This window comes from Flexivirga oryzae, from assembly GCF_014190805.1.
Classification (GTDB): Bacteria; Actinomycetota; Actinomycetes; order Actinomycetales; family Dermatophilaceae; genus Flexivirga; species Flexivirga oryzae.
Genome location: NZ_JACHVQ010000002.1, coordinates 104,656 through 122,964, shown reverse-complemented (window position 1 = coordinate 122,964; position 18,309 = coordinate 104,656). Strand labels below are relative to the sequence as shown.

Here is an 18,309-nt window from a genome sequence, read left to right as displayed (position 1 = left end):
CCAATGACCGCAACACCTGCGGAGCTCCCCGCACGAGCAGTGCTCCAGGCCACCGGCCTCACCTGCACCATCGGTGGAGCGGCCATCGTCAGCGACGTCGACCTCGGCGTGCAGGACGGTGAACTGCTCGGAGTGATCGGGCCGAACGGCGCCGGCAAGACCAGCCTGCTCAACCTGCTGTCGGGGCTGCTGCCCGCGACGTCCGGGGCGGTGCAGCTGGACGGTCAGAACATCAGCGGCTGGTCGCCGCACCGGCGCGCTCGCGCGGGTCTCGGCCGCACCTTCCAGACCTCCAGTGTGTTCGGCGAGCTGTCCGTCGCCGAGAACGTCTCGATCGCCGCGCAGGCGTTCCTCGGCGGCAACCTGCGCCTGTGGCAGCCCGCCACGCGGATCCGGGGACGGTCCGAACGCGCAGGCGCGGCACTGGAACTGGTCGGACTGGCCGGCCGTGCCGGCATCGCTGCCGGGTCGCTCTCGCACGGCGACAAACGGAAGCTGGAGCTGGCGATCCTGCTGGCCGGCGAGCCGAAGGTGATGATGCTCGACGAGCCGATGGCGGGGGTCAGCGCCGAAGATGTGCCCGAGCTGACCGAGCTGATCGGCCGGGTGCGGCGCGAGCGCGGCGCCACGGTGATCATGGTCGAGCACCACATGGACGTCATACTCCAGCTCGCCGACCGGCTCGCGGTCATGCACCACGGATCGTTGCTCCTGTGCGACACACCGCAGGTGGTGATGGCCGACGCCACCGTGCAGGAGGCCTACCTGGGAGGTGCACTGTGAGCCAGGGGCCCTTGCTGGAGCTGTCCGACGTGCACGTGCGGATCGCCGGCTCGCACATCCTGCAGGGTGTCAGCTGCGCCGTCCCCGGCCGCGGCATCACCGCCTTGCTCGGCCGCAACGGGGTCGGCAAGACGACCACCCTGCGCGCGATCATGGGTCTGAACCCGAGCTCCGGTTCGATCACGTTCGCCGGGCAGCAGATTCGTGGTGTGGCGACCCATCGCATCGTGCGGCGCGGCGTGGGCTACGTGCCGGAGGACCGCGACGTGTTCGCCGGCCTGACGGTGGGGGAGAACCTGCGCTTGGCGGTCCGGGATGCCGACCCGGACTACGAGCTGGTCTACCAGCTGTTCCCCGAGTTGCGGGAGCGGGACAAGCAACTGGCCGGCACCCTGTCCGGTGGGCAGCAGCAGATGGTGGCGCTCGCCCGCGCCCTGCTCAATCGCAACCGGCTGCTGCTCATCGACGAGCCGACCAAGGGCCTGTCACCTCGCCTGGTCGACGAGGTCGCCGACGCGCTGGAGCGGGTGGCCGATGCGGTGCCGATGCTGCTCGTCGAGCAGAACCTGCCCGTCGTCCGCAAACTCGCCACCGACGTCGTCGTCATGGCCTCCGGCCGGGTGGTGCACACCGGCTCGGCGGACAGTCTCCAGGACCCGGAACTCACCCGTCGGCTGCTCGGTGTGGCGCTCGCAGGAGGCCCCGCATGAACTCCATCGTCATACTGCTCGCTGTGACCGGGCTCGGCCTCGGTGCGTTGTACTTCCTTGTCGCATCGGGACTTTCGCTGATCTTCGGGCTGATGCGGGTGCTCAACTTCGCACACGGCGCCTTCCTCGTGCTGGGCGCGTATGCCGGGTACCAGGCCGGTGTCCACCTCGCGCCATCCGGTGCCACCACCATCAGCAACGGCAGGTTCACGCTGGTGTTGCTCGCCGCGTTGGCGGCGGGAGCGCTCGTCGGCGCGCTCACCGAGATCGTGCTGATCCGCCCGCTCTACCGACGGGAGATCGACCAGGTCCTGGTCACCGTCGGACTCGCGCTCGCCGTCGGCGCGCTGGTCCTCGGCATCGCGGGGGCGGACCCCATCCGTTTCCCGGCGCCCGCCTGGACCCGCAACGTCACGAACATCGCCGGTGCCTCGATCCCCAACAGCAGATTCCTGGCCATCGGCGTCGCGGTGTGTGTGCTCGTGCTGATCATGGTCTTCCTGCGGTACACGCGGCTGGGGCTCATCGTCCGCGCCGGCGTCGAGAACCGTGAGATGGTCACCGCCCTCGGCATCGACGTCCGTCGTGCGTTCACCCTCGTCTTCGCGCTCGGTGGCGCCGCGGCCGGCCTCGGTGGCGCACTGACCGGCGTGTTCTACGGATCAGTCGATCCCGGCCTCGGCTCGGAGTTGCTGATCTTCGCCTTCATCGTGGTCATCATCGGTGGCCTCGGGTCCATCGTCGGCTCGGCGCTCGCGGCGGTGATCGTCGGGCTGCTGCAGCAGTTCGCCAACTACTACGCCGCCGACGGGGTCGGCGATCTCGCGGTCGTGCTGCTGCTCGCAGTCGTGCTGCTCGCGCGCCCCGCCGGCCTACTCGGCAAGGCGATCCCATGAAAGGCACTACTTCAGAGGTCACCGACATGCCCGATGAGAACGTGCTCGACGACGTGACCGAGACTCCCGGAAACCACTCGACCGTCGCGGGATTCGATCGCGGGCGGGTGCTGCGGGCCCTCCCGCAGTTGGTCGTCGTCGTGGTCCTCGCGGTCCTGCCGTGGTGCGACATCAGCACGGGCGGCATCCTGCCGGCCAACCTGTCGTCGCCCGGCAGCCTCCACCTGCTCGGATTGTGCCTGGTCTTCGCCGCGCTCGCCCTGAGCTACGACCTGCTCTTCGGTTTCACCGGCCTGCTCTCCTTCGGGCACGCACTGTTTTTCGCGGCCGGCGCGTATCTGGCCGAGATCGCGATGGCGCAGTTCGGTGTCAGCCTGTGGGCGGCTGCGGTGATCGCCGTCATTGCCGGACTCCTGCTCGCCGTGCTCGTCGGCGCTGTCAGCCTGCGGGTCGGCGGCATCGCCTTCGCCATGGTGACGCTCGCCTTCGCGCAGGCCGGCTCGATCATCGTCAATCAGGACCCCGGTGGCCTCACCGGTGGCGAGCTGGGCAAGTCGCTCACGTTCGACAAGGTTCCGGACGCGCTGCTGGGAGTCGTCAACACCCGGCACGTCTACTGGGTCGCGCTCCTGCTGCTCGTGGTCGTCTACCTGCTCGTCACGTTCGCGACGCGTTCGGCGCCCGGTCGGATCTGGCAGGCGATCCGGGAGAACGAGCGCCGGGTCGAGGTGCTGGGCCTGTCGCCATACCCCTTCAAACTTCTTGTGTTCGTGGTCGGTTCAGTGCTCGCGACCGCCTGTGGAGTGGTCTACCTGCTGCTCGTCGGCAGCGCCAACCCGTCGATCATCACCCCGGACTTCACGTTGTCCCTGCTGGTCATGGTGGTGCTCGGCGGGTCGGGCAACCGGTGGGGAGCCGTGATCGGCGGCTTCCTCTACAGCTACCTGGACCAGCGGTTGCCGGCCTTCGCGGCCTCGGACGCCATCCAGTCGCTGCCGACGGTGCTGCGGGTCCCCCTGTCGCAGCCGTTGTTCATCCTCGGCACGCTGTTCGTCCTGGTGATCCTCTTCCTGCCGGGTGGCATCGTGGGCACGCTGCAGCGCGCGCGGGCCGGTGGCGACTCCCGTAGTCTCCTGCGCGCGGCGCTGACCGAGCGGCAGCCCGGGCGAGAGGAGAAGCAGTGAGCGAGGACGGGGTACTGACGCTGGGCCGGTGGCTCGCAGACCGTGGGCGGGTCACGCCCGACCGGGTCGCGATCGACTGCCCGGGCTGCCGAGTCACCTATCGCGAGCTCGACGAGCGGTCTGCCCGGCTCGCCGAACGCATGCGCGCCGCCGGCATCCACCACGGTGACCGTGTCGCCACGCTCAGCTCGAACAATGCGGACCACGTCGTTGCCTTCTTCGCCTGTGCCCGCGCAGGTTTCGTCCTCGTGCCGTTGTGCTGGCGGCTGACCCCGGCCGAACTCGCCTACCAACTGGACGATTCCGGGCCGGTGTTGGTGCTCACCGACGGCTCGCACGCGCCACTCGCGGAGGCGGCCGTCGACGCGGCCGCGTCATACCCGCCTCGAGTGCGGCTCGGTGCGGACGGCATCGAGCGGGAGGTGCCGCACGTCGCCACCCCGGCAAACCGCGAGCCGGTGGAGGACACCGATCCGCTGCTGTTGATCTACACCTCCGGCAGCACCGGCCGCCCCAAGGGCGCGCTGCTCAGCCACGGCAACTGTTTCTGGACCAATCTGTCGCTGTCGCGCACGGCGGGTATGACGGGCGACGATGTCGTGCTCGCCATCCTGCCCCAGTACCACGTGGGCGGCTGGAACGTGCAGCCGCTGCTCGCGTGGTGGTGCGGCGCAACGGTGGTGATGCCGGACGGTTTCGACGCGGGGGAGGCGCTGCGCCTCATCGCCGAGAAAGGCGTCACGACGATGATGGGTGTCCCCGCGACCTATCAGTTCCTCGCCGAGCATGCCGATTTCGCGGACACCGACCTGTCCGGTCTGCGACTCGCGCTCGTCGGTGGCGCACCGATGCCCGAGGGGTTGTTGCGCACCTGGCTGGACCGGGGTGTGCAGCTGACCCAGGGGTACGGCCTCACCGAGGCGGCGCCCAATGTCCTGTGCCTGCCGCCCGAGGACGTGGTGCGACGGCTGGGCTGGGCCGGCAAACCGTACCCGCACGTCGAGACCGCGCTCGCCGATCCCGCGACCGGTGAACTGCTCGACGGCCCGGCGGAGGGTGAGCTCCTGGTCCGTGGCCCCAACGTCTTCATCGGCTACCACGGCCGCCCGGACGCCACCGCGCAGACGATGATCGGCGACTGGCTGCGCACCGGCGACATCGCCGAGCGCGATGCCGACGGCTACTACCGGCTGCGTGGCCGGTTGAAGGACATGTACGTCTCCGGCGGTGAGAACGTCTATCCCGCCGAGGTCGAGTCGGTGCTCGACGACCACCCCGACATCGTCGAGGCCGCGGTCATCGGTGTCCCGGATGCGCGCTGGGGCGAGGTCGGGTATGCCGTGGTGACACCGCGCGAGGGGAGCGGGCTCGATGAGCGTGCCGTGCGCGCCCACTGCCGACGGTCTCTCGCGTCGTTCAAGGTGCCGGCGCACGTGTCCTTCGTGACTGCCCTGCCCAGGTCCGCCATCGGCAAGCTCGACAAGCTCACGCTGCGCACCATGTGCGACCCGGGGGAAGGCGTCGGCTCCTCGCGGAGCGCCGGGTCACGCTCAGAACGTCTGGAGGATGCAGGGTCATGACGGACAGGACACCACGTACGGCGCGTGGCACGCGCACCCGCGCCAAGCTGTTGGAGGCGGCGGAGGAGGTCTTCTCCGCCCATGGCTACCACGACGCATCGATCGTGAAAATCACTGAGGCCGGGGGGGTTTCGCAGGGAACGTTCTACCTCTACTTCGAGGGCAAGCAGGAGATCTTCGACGAGCTGGTCGAGGACCTCAACCGGCGGGTGCGTCGCGCCATGGCGGAGGCGTCGCACAGCGGCACGGATCGGGCCGAGGCGGAACGGCTGGGGTTCGCGGCGTTCTTCCGGTTCACCGCCGAACACCCGGCCCTCTACCGGATCATCCGGCAGGCGGAGTTCGTCTCGCCGCGCGCGCTGCACCAGCACTACGAGCGCATCACCGAGGGGTACGCCGCCGGCCTTCAGCAGGCGTTGGACGACGGCGAGATCGTGCCGCTCGACCCGACCGTCGCCGCGTGGGCGCTCACCGGCATCGGCGAGATGATCGGGATGCGTTGGGTGCTGTGGGGTGAGAACGACAAGGTCCCCGACGACGTGTTCGACGAGATGATCGCCCTGGTGCACCGCGCGCTCGGCCTGACCACGGGATCGAGGGAGGCCACGTGACGCCAGCCGCCCGGCTGGTCGGCACCGCCGGCTACCTGCCCGAACACGTCGTCTCCGCGGCTGAGATCGCCGAGCAGTCGGGTATCCCGGAGCAGATCATCGTCGACCGGTTCGGCCTGACCGGCCGGCATCTCGCCGCCGACGACGAGCACGTGTGCGACATGGCCGTGATCGCGGGGGAGCGGGTGCTGGAACAGACGGCGCTGGAGCCCGCAGATGTCGATGTCGTGGTCTATTTCGGCTCGACGTGGAAGGAATACCCGGTGTGGCAGGCAGCGCCGCACATCGCGCACCGACTCGGGTGCGACGGGGCGTTCGCGATGGAGCTGGACTACGTCTCCTGCGGGACACCGGTGGCGCTGCGGGTCGTGCGTGACATGCTCGTCGCCGAGCCCGACCTGCGCACCGTGCTGCTGGTCGGCGCGAGCAGGGAGGCCCGGCTCATCGACCCGGCCGACCGGGGTACCCGATTCGCCCTCAACTTCGGTGACGGAGCGGTCGGAGCGGTGCTGACCAGGGGCGAGAGCGCCACAGCCGGCGGTGGATTCGCGACCGTCCTCGGTTCTCACGCCACCACGAACGGTTCGTACTCGCTCCAGGTCAAGATGCCGATCGGCGGCAGCAAGCGGCCGGTGCCCGGGCCCGGTGGGCCGGCCGATTACGTCCCGAAGCTCCAGGTGGCCGACCTCGAGGACATGAAGCATGGGCTGGACTCGGACAGCCTGCCGGCGTTCCGTACCGCTGCGGAGATTGCCGTCAAGCGGTCCGGGGCGACCCTCGCCGACATCGATGTCGTCTGCCCGATCCACATGAAGCGCAGCATGCATCATGCGCTGCTCGCCGAGCTCGGTGTGTCTGACGCCGACGCCGTCTACCTGGACGACACGGGTCACATGAGCGGTGTCGACCCCTTGCTCGGGCTCGATCGGGCGCGTCGCGGCGGACGGCTGCGGCCCGGTGCGCTGTGTCTGCTGATCGCCGGCGGCACCGGCTACACCTGGGCCGCGACCTGTGTCCGGGTCGAGACGTCCTGACCGCTGAGCCCCGTCCGGTGCTTCAGGCCAGAAACGGGAACCACTCGACGATGCCGGTCCGTCGCCACCAGGATCCGAGTCCCAGCGTGCGGTCAGCCCGTAGGAGCGGCAGGGCGAGGACGGCGAGCGCGTAGACCAGGTGGTCGTCCATGAACGGATTGTTCGCCGGCGGCAGTACGACCGACCACATCAGCACCAGCATGACCGCGGCTGCCACCGCGGCGGCACGTATCGCGACCCCCAGGCACAGACCGACGCCGATGCCGAGCAAACCGAGCATGAAAAGCCAGTCGGCCCAGCCCTTTCCGGCGATGTCGTGATAGAAGCCGGCGAACGGCCCGCTGGCGGAGAAGTGGAGGAATCCGTAGGTGGGGCTGCCGCCGTGGATCCACGCAGCTTTGCTCGCCGTGTCATGACCCAGCCCGAACAGCTTGTCCAGGAACGCCCAGAGGAAGACCCAGCCGATGCTGAGCCGGAGTGCCGCGGCCAGGTAGCGGCCGACGCCGGGCAGCGGCTGGGGCGACGCTGCATCGGGGTGGGGTTCGACCCGGGCCGATGAGGCGGGCCGGGTGACGGCAGACAGTTTCATGATGTGCCTCGGTTCTGGTGAGTGGGGGATTTCAGGCAGTGGCGTGGCGGTCGTCACGGGAGGTGGCGCCGTCGGCTGCATGCGCGTGGGCGACGACAGCAACGGGGCAGGCGGCGCGCCGCATCATCGCCTGGCTGACGGAGCCGAGCACGAAACCGGACAGCTCCCGGTGGCCGCGGGTGCCGACGACCAGCAGCGAGGCGCCGACGCTCTGCTGGGCGAGCGAGCCGGCGGTCGGAGCGCATTCGACGACCGGTCGGACCTCGACCCCGGGATACCGTGCGGCCGGTCCGGCCAGGACGTGCTCGAGCTTGGCACGGTGGTGCTCGGTGGCGGCCTTCATGTCACCTCCGGGCATCGGGATGCCGCTGGCGAAGTCCCAGCGGTCCAGCTGCCACGCCAGGACCGGCACCAGCGGGACGCCGCGGCGCGCCGCGTCGTCGAAGGCGAAGTCGAGCGCGGCCACACCGTCGGCCCGTCCGTCGACACCGACGACCACCGGTCCGGTGCTCTTCCCGTCCAACGGGGTGCCGCGCACCACGATGACCGGGCACTGCGCGGTGGCGGAGACCTCGGTCGTCACCGACCCGAGGACGGCGCCGCGGACCGCGCCCATGCCCCGTGTGCCCAGCACGATCTCCCCGGCGATGGCGGAGGCCTCGACGAGAGCGGGGATCGGCGACTCGGACGGCTGGGACCAGGTCACCGGCAGTTCCGGATGGTCGGCCCGCACCCGGCTGAGCGCCTCGTTGCAAACGGAGTCGATCGCGGGCCGCGACGGCGTCTGGTCGAAGGGCTCGGCGAGGTGCGCAGCGGCGTGCATGAGATGCAGCGGGCGCTGGAGCAGTTCGGCCCGATCGGCCGCCCAGCGGAGCGCCTCCCAGGACTGCGGTGAGCCGTCCACGCCTACGACGAGCGCGTTCTGGGGGATCTTGGTGGTCATCGGATGCCTCCTGGAAGAGCGGGTACTGATTGGTTCTCCTCCAGCGTGGGTGCAGCGCGCGGGGCGACGGAGGGCCGAAGGTCCCGGAACCTGCTCGGCTGTGACCACCCGTCGACGCGGGACCTTGGGCCCTGTCAGGGATCGGCGCGGTCGGCCAGGCTGAGAAGGCGTCGACGAAAGGGGCCGGACATGGCTGTGGCTGGACGTGATTCGCGGGTCATCATGGTGGGTGTCGACGGGTCACCCGGCTCACTGCGGGCGATGCGCTGGGCCGTCGAAGAAGCACAGCTGCGCGGCAGCGCCATCGAGGCGATCACGGTATGGCGCCCCGGCTCGACCTATGGCGCCGGCAGCGCCCCCGAGGCCGAGCAGATCCAGGCACGCGTGGTGTCCGAGGCCACCGCCGGGATCGACCCCGAGCCACTGATCTCCGCAGAGATCGAGATGGGTGATGCCGCAGAAGTTCTGGTGGCTCGGTCCGCGCACGCCGGCGTGATCGTGGTCGGAAGCCACGGGGTGCGATCGGTTCGCCACGCCGCGCTCGGTTCGACGAGTGAATACTGCTCGCGCATGGCGGCCTGTCCCGTCGTCGTGGTCCCGCAGAGCGCGAATGTCGAGTCAGTGGCAGCAGACGTCGAACGTCCCGAACGGCGTGTGCGTGACCAGCCCCCGCTCTAGAGTGTGGGGTATGCGGAGCCCGGATGACGGTTCGGACGGAGCCCGGCCGCTGGTGACGCCGGCCGCGCTGGACCTGGACGACCTGATCGGTGAGCTCCGAGCCCGTGCGGAGGCATCGACCCGGTCGCACGAACGGTTGGCACACCTGCTGGACGCGGTCGTCGCCGTCACCGCCGACCTCGAATTGAGTGACGTACTGTCCCGCATCGTTCTCGCGGCATGCGAACTGGTGGATGCCAAGTACGGCGCACTCGGGGTCCTGGACCGGGACCGTGAGCACCTGGTCGAATTCATCACCCGGGGGCTCACCCCGGAAGAGAGGGCAGCGATCGGCGAACTCCCGCATGGGAAGGGTGTTCTCGGGTTGCTCATCCGTGAGCCGCATCCCCTGCGGTTGCCCGATCTGTCGGAGCACCCCTCCAGTTACGGCTTTCCGCCCCACCATCCGGCCATGCACACCTTCCTGGGTGCCCCGGTCCGGATCCGCAACGAAGTGTTCGGCAACATCTACCTGACCGAGAAGTCCGACGGCGAAGAGTTCACTGCGGACGACGAAGCGATCCTCGTCGCCCTGGCGGCCTCGGCCGGGATCGCGATCGACAATGCGCGGCTGTACGAGCGGACCCGCCGTCAGCGTGCCTGGGTCGAAACCAGCAGCGAACTCAGCCAGCGGCTCCTGGAGGGATCGACCGAGCGCGACGCCATGCGCTTCCTGGTCGCGGAGGCGGTGGAACACGCCTATGCCCGGCACGGTTTCGTCGCGCTGCACGACGAGCTGGGCCAGTTGCACGTGGTGACCTGCGACCTGCAACCCGACACCGTGGGCTGCGACGCAGTGCTGGAGGCACCCGGATGGCGCACGCTGGTGCAGGAAGGCGAACCCGTACTGCTCGGATCGGACCGAAACCTTCCTCCGGGCGTGGAAGACGGTCTGCTGACCGAACTCGCAGCCGTCCTGGGGGACGGACACGGTGAGATCGCCGTGCTTCCGGTCGTGGTCGGCACCGAGGACGTCGGGGTGCTGGTCGTTGCGTGGGACAAGGACAGCGCGTCCGTGGCAGCGGAGATGATCGAGTTGCTCGCCGGACTGGCTGGTCAAACCGGTCTGGCGTTGACGGCGTCGAGAGCGCAGCGTGACAAGTCACGCCTGGTACTGCTGGAGGACCGGGACCGTATCGCACGTGACATGCACGACCACGTCATTCAACGGCTGTTCGTGACCGGGCTGTCCCTGCAGGCCGCGAGCCACCTGGCGACCCATCCGACCGTCCGTGCCAGGGTCGACGATGCGGTCGACGAACTCGACCGGGCCATCAAGGACATTCGGCGGGCCATCTTCGAACTCCACGAGGTCAACGCACCGACCGCACAGCAGGCGATCCTCGACCTGGTCGCCGACCTGACGACCCCGCTGGGTTTTCATCCGGACGTCTCCGTCGAGGGTTCGGTCGATCGGCTTCCGGCGGACGTGATGACCGACGTGCTGGCGGTGGTCCGCGAGGCACTGTCGAACATCGCCCGCCACGCCGGTGCCGATCGGGCTTCCGTGCACGTGGAGTGCGCGCAGGAACTGCTGGTGAGGGTGCGCGACAACGGCGGCGGTATCGCTGACGTCGCACGGCGCAGCGGCCTGGACAACCTCGCCCGGCGGGCCCAGGTGCACGGCGGATCCTTGGAGGTGCGTCCGAGGGCGCCTTCGGGCACCGAGCTCGCCTGGCGAATTCCGCTGACCGAGACCCGGCGACAGGAACAGGCAGGCAGCCGATGACGATCCGGATCTTTCTGCTCGACGATCACGAGGTGGTCCGGCGTGGGATACGAGACCTGCTCACCGTCGAGCCGGACTTCGCCGTTGTCGGAGAGGCCGGCACCGCCGCGGACGCACTCCGTGAGATCGTCCTCACCCGACCCGATGTCGCGCTGCTCGATGTGCGTCTCCCGGACGGGTCCGGCATCGACGTCTGCCGCGACGCCCGTTCGGCGTTGCCGACGATGCAGGCGCTGATGTTCACTTCCTACAGTGACGCCCGCGCCTTGCAGGCGGCTGTGCTCGCGGGCGCGGCCGGCTACTTGCTCAAGGACATCAAGGGTCCGAGCCTCGCTGACGCGATCCGTGCGGTGGCGAGCGGGAGCAACCTCCTGCACGCACAGGACGTCGAGCGGTTGCACCGGTCCTGGAAGCAGCCCGACAGTGCGGATGAGCGCCTGCAGCTGCTGACGCCGCAGGAGCGTCGCATCCTCGACCACATCGCGGACGGTATGACGAACAAACAGATCGCCGACACGCTGCACCTGGCCGAGAAGACCGTGAAGAACTACGTCACCTCCTTGCTCGCGAAACTCGGCATGGAACGCCGCACCCAGGCCGCGGTGTTCGCAGCCACCCACGCCGACGAACCGCGCAGCGGGAGCAACGGCCCGGGAAGGTTCCGGTAGGCGAACCCGTTTCGACGTCATGAGCTTCACCAACCGCGACACCGTCGAGCTGCCGACCGACGAATGCTGGGAACTGACCCGCTCCGTGCGGGTAGGGCGGCTCGCCGTCATCGTGGACGGCAAGCCCGACATCTTCCCGGTCAACCATCTGGTCGACGATGAAACGATCGTGATCCGAACCGGGTCGGGCACGAAGCACAGTGCTGCCGACCGGCAGCCGGTGGCCTTCGAGGTCGACGGTTACGACCTCCAGCACGCGGTGGCGTGGAGTGTCGTCATCAAAGGCACCGCACGTTCGATCGAGCGGGTGCATGAGCTGGTTGAAGCCCTCCAGCTACCGGTCTTTCCCTGGCAGCACGGTGCGAAACCGCGGTTTCTGCGCATCGAACCGCAGACGATCACCGGTCGCCGGATCACGGTGAGTTCGTCGGACCTGTACCGGGATCCCGCGGAGTAGTCCCCGTCTGCGCGAGGTCGGGCACGGTCCCGAACGGCCGGAGCGTGCCTTCGCGCGCGACCAACACCGGGCACTCGGCACGGCGCAGCACTGCCTGACTGACCGAGCCGAGCACCACCCCTGCCGCCTCGTGACGCCCGTGCGAACCCAGCACGAGCAACGACGCACGCGCGCTGCGTGCGACCAGCAAGTCTGCTGGAACACCCCGTTTCACAAGAACTTTCGCGGTTACGGTCGGGTGGCGCCGCTGTTCGGTGGAGACGAGACGCTCGATGCGGGCGCGCTCCAGGAACCCGTAGTCGGTCGCGTGGACGGCCAGTACGGGCCGCTGGTGCGCCTCGGCTTCGCGAAACGCTGCGCGCAAGGCGTCGGCGTCGCTCTCACGGGCCCCCAGCCCGACGATGACCGGCGCCTGCCCGTCGCCCGGGTCTGACAGCCGTGTGCGCACCACGACGACGGGGCAGTGCGCGTCGGCGATCAGTTCGACAGCGGTCGAACCGGTGACCACCTGCCGAAGAGCACCACGTCCGCGGGTGCCGACCACGACGAGGGTGGCGACCCGCGACGCCCGGACCAGCACCGGCAGCGCTGCGCCGTGGGGCTGACTCCAGGTGACCGGCAACCCCGCGCAGCTGTCGTGCAGCGCCCGCAGAGCGTCTGTGACACAACCGGCGGGACTCTCGTCATACCCACCGGAGTCGGACGGGTCCGGCCGCGGCGGCGGTCCGACAGCGTGCACCAGGTGGAGCGGAAGACTGCGGCACATCGCTTCCGCGACCGCCCATTCGAGGGCAGCCGTGCTGTGCGCCGAACGATCGATCCCGACCACAACCGCCCGGCTCGGGATCGAAGCCTGATGACTGGTGCGTGCCGTGGGTGCGGTGCTGCTCGGGTGGTCGCTGTCGGGCTTCTCCAGCCGGCTCATGACGACGCCTCGGCAACGGTCTGGTCGGACGGGACGGTGACCGTCGTTCGCCCGCCCCGCACCACCAGCACGGGGCAGGTGGCGGACCGAATCACACTCTGGCTGACCGATCCGAGGATCGCACCGCCGATCTCTCCGCGGCCACGGGACCCGACCACCAGCAGCGCGGCGTCGGCCGCGTGGCGGCCGAGCGTTCGCGCCGCTCCGTCACGGACGGCGTGCGTGCTGACCTCCACCTCCGGATGGTCCTGGGCGAGGTCCGCGACCATCCGGGTCAGCAGGCCCGCTTCATGCCGCTGAGCCCCTTCGGCCGTCAGACCCTGCAGTTCGAGGTGGTCCGCGATCGTCGGCCCGTCCAGCTGCCAGGCGTGCACCACGACGAGGTCGACGTGGCGGCTGCTGGCCTGTTCGAACGCAGCATCCAGCAGCGGCAGGGACAACGTGTCGTGGCCGACGCCGACGACCACCGGCGCGTCCGGGTGCGCGATGGGCGTACCGGCCCGCAACACGGCGACCGGGCACCGAGTCTGGGCGATGAGCTGGGTCGTCACCGACCCGAGCACCGCGTCGCTCACTGCTCCGCGGCCCCGGGACCCGACCGCTGTGACGCGGGCGGCGTGGGCACCGTCCGCCAGCAGCGCGGCCGGGTCGCCGGCCGGCTGCGACCAGGTGACCGGCAGGTCGGGATGCCAGTCGCTGAGCATGACCACCGCATCCCTGACCACCGGGGTCATCGGGTAGTTCGTGGTGGTGGATGTCGAGTAGATCCACGCCGCATCGTGCACCACGTGCATCAGGTGCAGCGGCCAGCGCCGCCGGCGGGCTTCTGTCGCTGCCCAGCTGAGTGCCCGAGCACTCTCCGCGGACTCGTCCAAGCCGACCAGTACCGCTCCGAGCGGAACCCTTGTTTCCATGAGGGACCCCTTCCCACGTTGCTCTGTCGGTACAAGCGTCAGCGGGATGGCACCGGCCGGTAAGGGACGAACGTCCCTCCGCGAACGCTGCGCGGCGGTCGACGGGATCTTTTTGGGTCCTGTCCATCGGAACCGGGACCAATGACCCTGTGGCACGGGCCGAGCCGGCGGCATCGTCGGGTCATGAACATCACGAGCAACCAACCCGACACCGTCGAACTGTCCGTCTCCGAGTGCTGGGCGCTGGCCCGGTCAGTCCCCGTCGGCCGCCTCGCCGTGACCGTCGACGGAGAGCCAGACATCTTCCCGATCAACCACGTGGTCGATCACGGCACGATCGTCATCCGCACGGCCGCGGGCACCAAACTCAGCGCCTCGGACCGGCACGTGGTCGCCTTCGAAGCCGACGGGTATGACGCCGAGCGTGGCGAAGCCTGGAGTGTCGTCGTCAAGGGCGTCGCACGCTCCGTCGACGGCTTGTACGAGACGATCGACGCGTTGCAGCTGCCGGTCTTCCCGTGGCAGGGCGGCGCGAAGCCCTACTTCCTGCGCATCGAGCCGCGCACCGTGACCGGCCGTCGTGTCCGGGTCAGCGGTGGCCGCACCGTCAACGCCGGGTCCGAGTGACCGGCTGGTCGGCATACATGTCGACGGCGGGGAACTCGCGGCCGGTGATGGCCTCCGGGCGGATCCGGATCAGGTGCGGTTTGGCGCCGGGCTCCCACGGGAACACCGGCAACCGCATCAGATCCAGCAGCTCGTGCACCCGCGAGACCTCTTCGGCCACCCCGGTCACCAGCACGCTCCAAGCCGTCTGCGCCACGATGTCGTAGCCGTCCACCTCGAAAGCGACCGGCTGCCCGACCGCACCGTCGAGCTTGGTGCCCGAGCCCGTCCGGAAGAGGATGTCGCCCTCGTGCAGGACGTGGTTGACCGGGTAGATCTCGGGGCGCCCGCCGACGACCACGCCCAGCCGGCCGACGGGTGCCACCCCGAGCAATGCGAGGCACTGGTCGGAGGTGAGGATCTGGGTGCGTGGGTGCGTCGAGGACTTCATGTCTCCGAGTGTCGACGGCGAAACGCTCGGGCCGGTAGGGCCATAGGTCCCGGGTCGAAGGCGAACCCCGCGGCGTTCAGTCGGCCGGCTCGGTCAGCCGCTGTTCCAGTGCGCGGAGCAATTGCGTGCACTGGAACAGGGTTTCGCGGTCCGTGTCCATTGTTTCGGCGAGTTCGGTCGCCCAGGCCGCACGCAGCCGCCGCAGGTTGGTCGCGGCCAGCCGGGTCGGTGTCACACTCACCTGCCGACCGGTCGCGGTGCGCCGGATCATCCCCTTGCCCTCGAGCCCCCGCAGCGCCGCGCTCACGTTGGTGCGCTGCAGGCGGCCGCGCGCTGCGATGTCGCTCGGTGCACAGCCCGGATGCAGGTCGATCAGGCGCATCACCTGGCGTTCGGTCTCGGTCAGGGCGACGATCTCCGAACCTGCGGGGGTGTGTGCCCGGATCAGCCGACCGACGTTGAGCACCAGGTCGGCGAACTCGGCGAGCGGTTCGTTGTCGTGCATCGTGGACATGCCTGGCAGCATATCTGGAATTATGCAAACATAATTATGTGCAAATAATCGAGTCGAAGCGGCTGGCACGGCGACCCCGTGCCGCGATCGTTGCGCTCGGGCTGTTGTCCGCCTTCGGTCCGCTCTCGCTCGACCTCTACCTACCGTCGCTCCCGCGCATCTCCGAGGACCTCGCGACCAGTGCCGGCGCAACGCAGTTGACGTTGTCGGGGTCGCTTGCCGGACTGGCCGTCGGGCAGTTGCTGGTCGGTCCGATCAGTGACCGCATCGGCCGTCGCCGGCCGCTGTTGCTCGGGCTGGCCGGCTTTGTCGTGCTGTCCGTCGTGTGCGCGGTCGCGCCCACGATCGGGGTGCTGATCGTCGCCCGGTTCGCCCAAGGGCTTTGCGGTGCGGCCGGTTTGGTGATCGCCCGGGCGATCGTCCGGGACGCCTACCCCGACGAGCACATCGCCGACGTCTTCTCCCTGCTGATGGTGGTGAACGGCCTGGCGCCGGTGCTCGCACCGCTCGTCGGCGGGGGCCTGCTGCACCTGATGCCGTGGCGCGGCCTCTTCGGCGTCCTGACCGCCGTCGGGCTGCTGATCGGCTGGCTGACCGTGATGGCGCTGCCCGAGACCCTGCCGCCCGAGCGCCGGCAGGGCGGTGCATTGCGCGGTATTGCGGCAGCAGCACGCGAGGTGGGGCGCGACCGCCTGTTCCGCGGGGCGACCGGCGTGCTCGCGCTCGCCAGCGGCACGCTGTTCACCTACATCTCGCTCAGCAGCTTCGTCCTGCAGGACCGCTTCGGGTTGTCGGCAGGGGAGTTCAGCGCCGTCTTCGCCATCAACTCCACGGCGATCATCGCCGGCAGCTGGGTCAGTCAGCGGTTGCTGCGCCGCCTGCCGATGCACATCGTCCTCGGGATCGGTCTGACCTTCATGGCAGCAGCCTCCATCGCCGGATCGGCAAGCGCTGCACTGCAACTCGGGCTCATCGGGCTGCTTCCGTCGCTGGTGTTCGCGATCGGATCGGTCGGCATCGTGATGCCGACCGCGACCGCGCTCGCCCTGCTGCGACACAGCCGTAACGCGGGTATGGCGTCGGCGATCCTCGGCTCGCTGCAGTACCTCGCCGGGGCGGTCGTGGGGCCGCTGGTGTCGGTGCGCGGCGCAACTCTGGGTGCGATGACGGCGGGTATGACGGTGTCGGCCGCCCTCGGAATCGCGGTGTGGGCACTCGTCATACGACCTGGGGCGACGAGCTCGGACGTGGCCGAACCCGAGGTCTCAGCTGCCAACCGTTCGCCGGTATGACGTTCGTGGCGTCTCAGTGCGCGTCGGGAACGAATCCTGCCAGCGGGTTCTCCGCGCACGCCGAGACCGGCGGTGCCTGCAGGTCTTCGCGACGGCGCAGGGTCAGCATCACCGGCTGATTGCGGGTGGGAGCCGTCTTGGAGTGGTCCCGGCCGCCGTCCGGTCGGACGCGTTCGCCGGCCAGCGCGGACTCGCCATACCCTTGCACACACTCGGGATCCGGGCCGTCCAGCGGTAACCCGGTGAAGAACTTCGCCGCCATGCAGCCACCGCGGCAGGAGTCGAAGAAGGTGCACTTGGCGCACGCGCCGCCGGTCTGCGGCGAGCGGAGGTCGGCGAACAGCTCGGAGGTGCGCCAGACGTTTGCGAACCCGCCGTCGCGCAGCAGATTGCCGGCGAGGAAGTTGTCGTGGATGGCGAACGGGCAGGCGTAGACGTCACCGATCGGGTCGATCAGGCACACGACCCGGCCGGCACCGCACAGGTTGAGCCCGGGCAGGGACTCGCCGAAGCCGGACAGGTGGAAGAACGAGTCGCCGGTCAGCACGTCCTCGCCGTGCGCGAGGAGCCAGTTGTAGAGCGTTCGTTGCTGCTCGGGCAGCGGGTGCAACTCGTCCCACACGTCCGCACCGCGACCCGAGGGGCGCAGCCGGGTCAACCGCAGGGTCGCACCGAATTCGTCTGCGATGGCTTTGAATTCGTCCAGCTGCTCGACGTTCTGCCGGGTCACCACTACCGAGATCTTCGCGTCCTGGAAGCCAGCGTCGCGCAGGTTGCGCAGTGCCCGCAGCGCGGTGTCGAACGACCCGGGGCCACGCACGTAGTCGTTGACCTCTGCGGTGGCGCCGTCGAGGGAGATCTGCACGTCGACGTAGTCGGTCGAGGCCAGGAACCGGGCGCGATCTTCCGTGATGCGAACGCCGTTGGTGGAGAACTTCACCCCGACCTGGTGTGCGACGGCGTATTCCAGCAGGTGCCAGAAGTCCGGGCGGATCGTCGGCTCACCACCGCCGATGTTGACGTAGAACACCTGCATCCGCTGCAGTTCGTCGATGACCGCCTCGCACTGCGCGGTCGTCAGCTCCCGGGGATCCCGCCGCCCGGAGGACGACAGGCAGTGCGCGCACTCCAGGTTGCACGCGTAGGTCAGCTCCCAGGTCAGGCAGATCGGTGCGTCCAGGCCGTATTCGAACTGCTGCAGCAAGGGGCCACCCGTCGGGCGCGCCAGGGCCGTGCTCGTCATACCGCATCTCCTTCGTCGGCCGGATCCCGGTCGAGGGGTTGGATCATGTCTCCGTCGGCAAGGCCGGCCAACGCCTGCAGGTAGACCGGCCACTGCTCCTGGGGGACTTCAGCGGCCGCCAGCGCCGCACCGATGTTCGGCTGCTCGGCCAGGCCCTGCACCAGCGCCACCAGGCGAGGGTTCTTCAGGAAGGTCAGGCGGCGATTGCCGAAGTGGTAGGCCAACGCACCGAACGACTCTGGCCGCAGCGCCACCGACGGCGAAAGCCGCCACCGCTCATCCAGCGCCGGGCGCTGAGTGTGCGCCATACGCTCAGTAGACACCGCACATGCCGTCGATCGACACGTCCTCGATCAACTCGTCGGCGCTCACGACCTCCACCGGGCCCTCCTGCGCCGACTCGGTCGCTGCGTCCACTGCTTCGGTCTGCTGTGCCATGGCTACTCCCTGCGATCACTGGGCC

At 69.2% G+C, this 18,309-nt stretch carries 22 protein-coding genes; 13 read left to right on the top strand and 9 right to left on the bottom strand.

Annotated features, from left to right (window positions below; translation table 11 throughout):
• The first annotated feature begins 3 nt into the window (after nt 1-3).
• From FHU39_RS13600 to FHU39_RS13570, 7 genes are read left to right on the top strand one after another with little or no spacing between them, the layout of a single operon-like run.
• Nucleotides 4-783 carry an ABC transporter ATP-binding protein gene (locus FHU39_RS13600; protein ID WP_183321157.1) on the top strand — a complete coding sequence of 260 codons (780 nt, stop codon included), beginning with the start codon at nt 4-6 and terminating at the stop codon, nt 781-783.
• Nucleotides 780-1,493: an ATP-binding cassette domain-containing protein gene (locus tag FHU39_RS13595; RefSeq protein WP_183321156.1), complete on the top strand. Its 714-nt coding sequence runs from the start codon at nt 780-782 to the stop codon at nt 1,491-1,493. Before FHU39_RS13600 ends, FHU39_RS13595 begins: the two co-directional genes overlap by 4 nt.
• Nucleotides 1,490-2,389 (top strand): branched-chain amino acid ABC transporter permease, encoded by a 900-nt coding sequence (locus FHU39_RS13590; RefSeq protein ID WP_183321155.1) that lies wholly within the window; start codon nt 1,490-1,492, stop codon nt 2,387-2,389. The genes FHU39_RS13595 and FHU39_RS13590 overlap by 4 nt, the downstream gene beginning before the upstream one ends.
• A gap of 26 nt (nt 2,390-2,415) precedes the next feature.
• Nucleotides 2,416-3,573, top strand: a complete 1,158-nt coding sequence (locus FHU39_RS13585) for a branched-chain amino acid ABC transporter permease (RefSeq protein ID WP_183321735.1) — start codon at nt 2,416-2,418, stop codon at nt 3,571-3,573.
• Nucleotides 3,570-5,153 carry an AMP-binding protein gene (locus FHU39_RS13580; protein ID WP_183321154.1) on the top strand — a complete coding sequence of 528 codons (1,584 nt, stop codon included), beginning with the start codon at nt 3,570-3,572 and terminating at the stop codon, nt 5,151-5,153. Before FHU39_RS13585 ends, FHU39_RS13580 begins: the two co-directional genes overlap by 4 nt.
• On the top strand, nt 5,150-5,764 hold the full coding sequence (locus FHU39_RS13575) for a TetR/AcrR family transcriptional regulator (protein ID WP_183321153.1): 615 nt from the start codon (nt 5,150-5,152) through the stop codon (nt 5,762-5,764). The genes FHU39_RS13580 and FHU39_RS13575 overlap by 4 nt, the downstream gene beginning before the upstream one ends.
• Nucleotides 5,761-6,798 carry a 3-oxoacyl-ACP synthase gene (locus tag FHU39_RS13570; RefSeq protein ID WP_183321152.1) on the top strand — a complete coding sequence of 346 codons (1,038 nt, stop codon included), beginning with the start codon at nt 5,761-5,763 and terminating at the stop codon, nt 6,796-6,798. Before FHU39_RS13575 ends, FHU39_RS13570 begins: the two co-directional genes overlap by 4 nt.
• A gap of 22 nt (nt 6,799-6,820) precedes the next feature.
• On the opposite strand, the gene FHU39_RS13565 is transcribed toward FHU39_RS13570, so the two are convergent.
• Both FHU39_RS13565 and FHU39_RS13560 read right to left on the bottom strand, forming a co-directional pair.
• Entirely contained in the window at nt 6,821-7,387 is a 567-nt protein-coding gene (locus FHU39_RS13565) for a DoxX family membrane protein (RefSeq protein ID WP_183321151.1), read from the bottom strand.
• 31 nt (nt 7,388-7,418) lie between these two features.
• Nucleotides 7,419-8,330 carry a universal stress protein gene (locus FHU39_RS13560; protein ID WP_183321150.1) on the bottom strand — a complete coding sequence of 304 codons (912 nt, stop codon included), beginning with the start codon at nt 8,328-8,330 and terminating at the stop codon, nt 7,419-7,421.
• A gap of 189 nt (nt 8,331-8,519) precedes the next feature.
• Here FHU39_RS13560 and FHU39_RS13555 point away from each other — a divergent pair, with 189 nt between their 5' ends.
• From FHU39_RS13555 to FHU39_RS13540, 4 genes are read left to right on the top strand one after another with little or no spacing between them, the layout of a single operon-like run.
• Nucleotides 8,520-9,008: a universal stress protein gene (locus FHU39_RS13555; RefSeq protein ID WP_183321149.1), complete on the top strand. Its 489-nt coding sequence runs from the start codon at nt 8,520-8,522 to the stop codon at nt 9,006-9,008.
• Between the two features lie 10 nt (nt 9,009-9,018).
• Nucleotides 9,019-10,776 (top strand): sensor histidine kinase, encoded by a 1,758-nt coding sequence (locus FHU39_RS13550; protein WP_183321148.1) that lies wholly within the window; start codon nt 9,019-9,021, stop codon nt 10,774-10,776.
• Nucleotides 10,773-11,444 carry a response regulator gene (locus FHU39_RS13545; RefSeq protein ID WP_183321147.1) on the top strand — a complete coding sequence of 224 codons (672 nt, stop codon included), beginning with the start codon at nt 10,773-10,775 and terminating at the stop codon, nt 11,442-11,444. Before FHU39_RS13550 ends, FHU39_RS13545 begins: the two co-directional genes overlap by 4 nt.
• Nucleotides 11,445-11,463: 19 nt before the next feature.
• Nucleotides 11,464-11,901 (top strand): pyridoxamine 5'-phosphate oxidase family protein, encoded by a 438-nt coding sequence (locus FHU39_RS13540; protein WP_183321146.1) that lies wholly within the window; start codon nt 11,464-11,466, stop codon nt 11,899-11,901.
• Here FHU39_RS13540 and FHU39_RS13535 read toward each other — a convergent pair.
• Both FHU39_RS13535 and FHU39_RS13530 read right to left on the bottom strand, forming a co-directional pair.
• Complete coding sequence (locus FHU39_RS13535; RefSeq protein ID WP_183321145.1) at nt 11,858-12,826, bottom strand: universal stress protein; 969 nt, start codon at nt 12,824-12,826, stop codon at nt 11,858-11,860. The two genes, FHU39_RS13540 and FHU39_RS13535, sit on opposite strands and share 44 nt — an antisense overlap.
• Entirely contained in the window at nt 12,823-13,740 is a 918-nt protein-coding gene (locus FHU39_RS13530; RefSeq protein WP_183321144.1) for a universal stress protein, read from the bottom strand. Before FHU39_RS13530 ends, FHU39_RS13535 begins: the two co-directional genes overlap by 4 nt.
• A gap of 183 nt (nt 13,741-13,923) precedes the next feature.
• Here FHU39_RS13530 and FHU39_RS13525 point away from each other — a divergent pair, with 183 nt between their 5' ends.
• Complete coding sequence (locus tag FHU39_RS13525) at nt 13,924-14,367, top strand: pyridoxamine 5'-phosphate oxidase family protein (protein ID WP_183321143.1); 444 nt, start codon at nt 13,924-13,926, stop codon at nt 14,365-14,367.
• On the opposite strand, the gene FHU39_RS13520 is transcribed toward FHU39_RS13525, so the two are convergent.
• Together FHU39_RS13520 and FHU39_RS13515 are read right to left on the bottom strand one after the other, a co-directional pair.
• Nucleotides 14,348-14,797 carry a pyridoxamine 5'-phosphate oxidase family protein gene (locus FHU39_RS13520; protein WP_183321142.1) on the bottom strand — a complete coding sequence of 150 codons (450 nt, stop codon included), beginning with the start codon at nt 14,795-14,797 and terminating at the stop codon, nt 14,348-14,350. The two genes, FHU39_RS13525 and FHU39_RS13520, sit on opposite strands and share 20 nt — an antisense overlap.
• 76 nt (nt 14,798-14,873) lie before the next feature.
• Entirely contained in the window at nt 14,874-15,311 is a 438-nt protein-coding gene (locus FHU39_RS13515; protein ID WP_183321141.1) for a MarR family winged helix-turn-helix transcriptional regulator, read from the bottom strand.
• A 38-nt stretch (nt 15,312-15,349) separates the two neighbouring features.
• Here FHU39_RS13515 and FHU39_RS13510 point away from each other — a divergent pair, with 38 nt between their 5' ends.
• Nucleotides 15,350-16,603, top strand: a complete 1,254-nt coding sequence (locus tag FHU39_RS13510; protein ID WP_343065892.1) for a multidrug effflux MFS transporter — start codon at nt 15,350-15,352, stop codon at nt 16,601-16,603.
• Nucleotides 16,604-16,616: 13 nt separating this feature from the next.
• Here the strand turns inward: FHU39_RS13510 and mftC are convergent, their stop codons facing one another.
• From mftC to mftA, 3 genes are read right to left on the bottom strand one after another with little or no spacing between them, the layout of a single operon-like run.
• On the bottom strand, nt 16,617-17,846 hold the full coding sequence (mftC, locus tag FHU39_RS13505) for a mycofactocin radical SAM maturase (protein WP_183321140.1): 1,230 nt from the start codon (nt 17,844-17,846) through the stop codon (nt 16,617-16,619).
• On the bottom strand, nt 17,843-18,154 hold the full coding sequence (mftB, locus tag FHU39_RS13500) for a mycofactocin biosynthesis chaperone MftB (RefSeq protein ID WP_183321139.1): 312 nt from the start codon (nt 18,152-18,154) through the stop codon (nt 17,843-17,845). The genes mftC and mftB overlap by 4 nt, the downstream gene beginning before the upstream one ends.
• A 4-nt stretch (nt 18,155-18,158) precedes the next feature.
• On the bottom strand, nt 18,159-18,284 hold the full coding sequence (gene mftA, locus FHU39_RS13495; RefSeq protein ID WP_183321138.1) for a mycofactocin precursor MftA: 126 nt from the start codon (nt 18,282-18,284) through the stop codon (nt 18,159-18,161).
• Between the last annotated feature and the right edge of the window lie 25 nt (nt 18,285-18,309).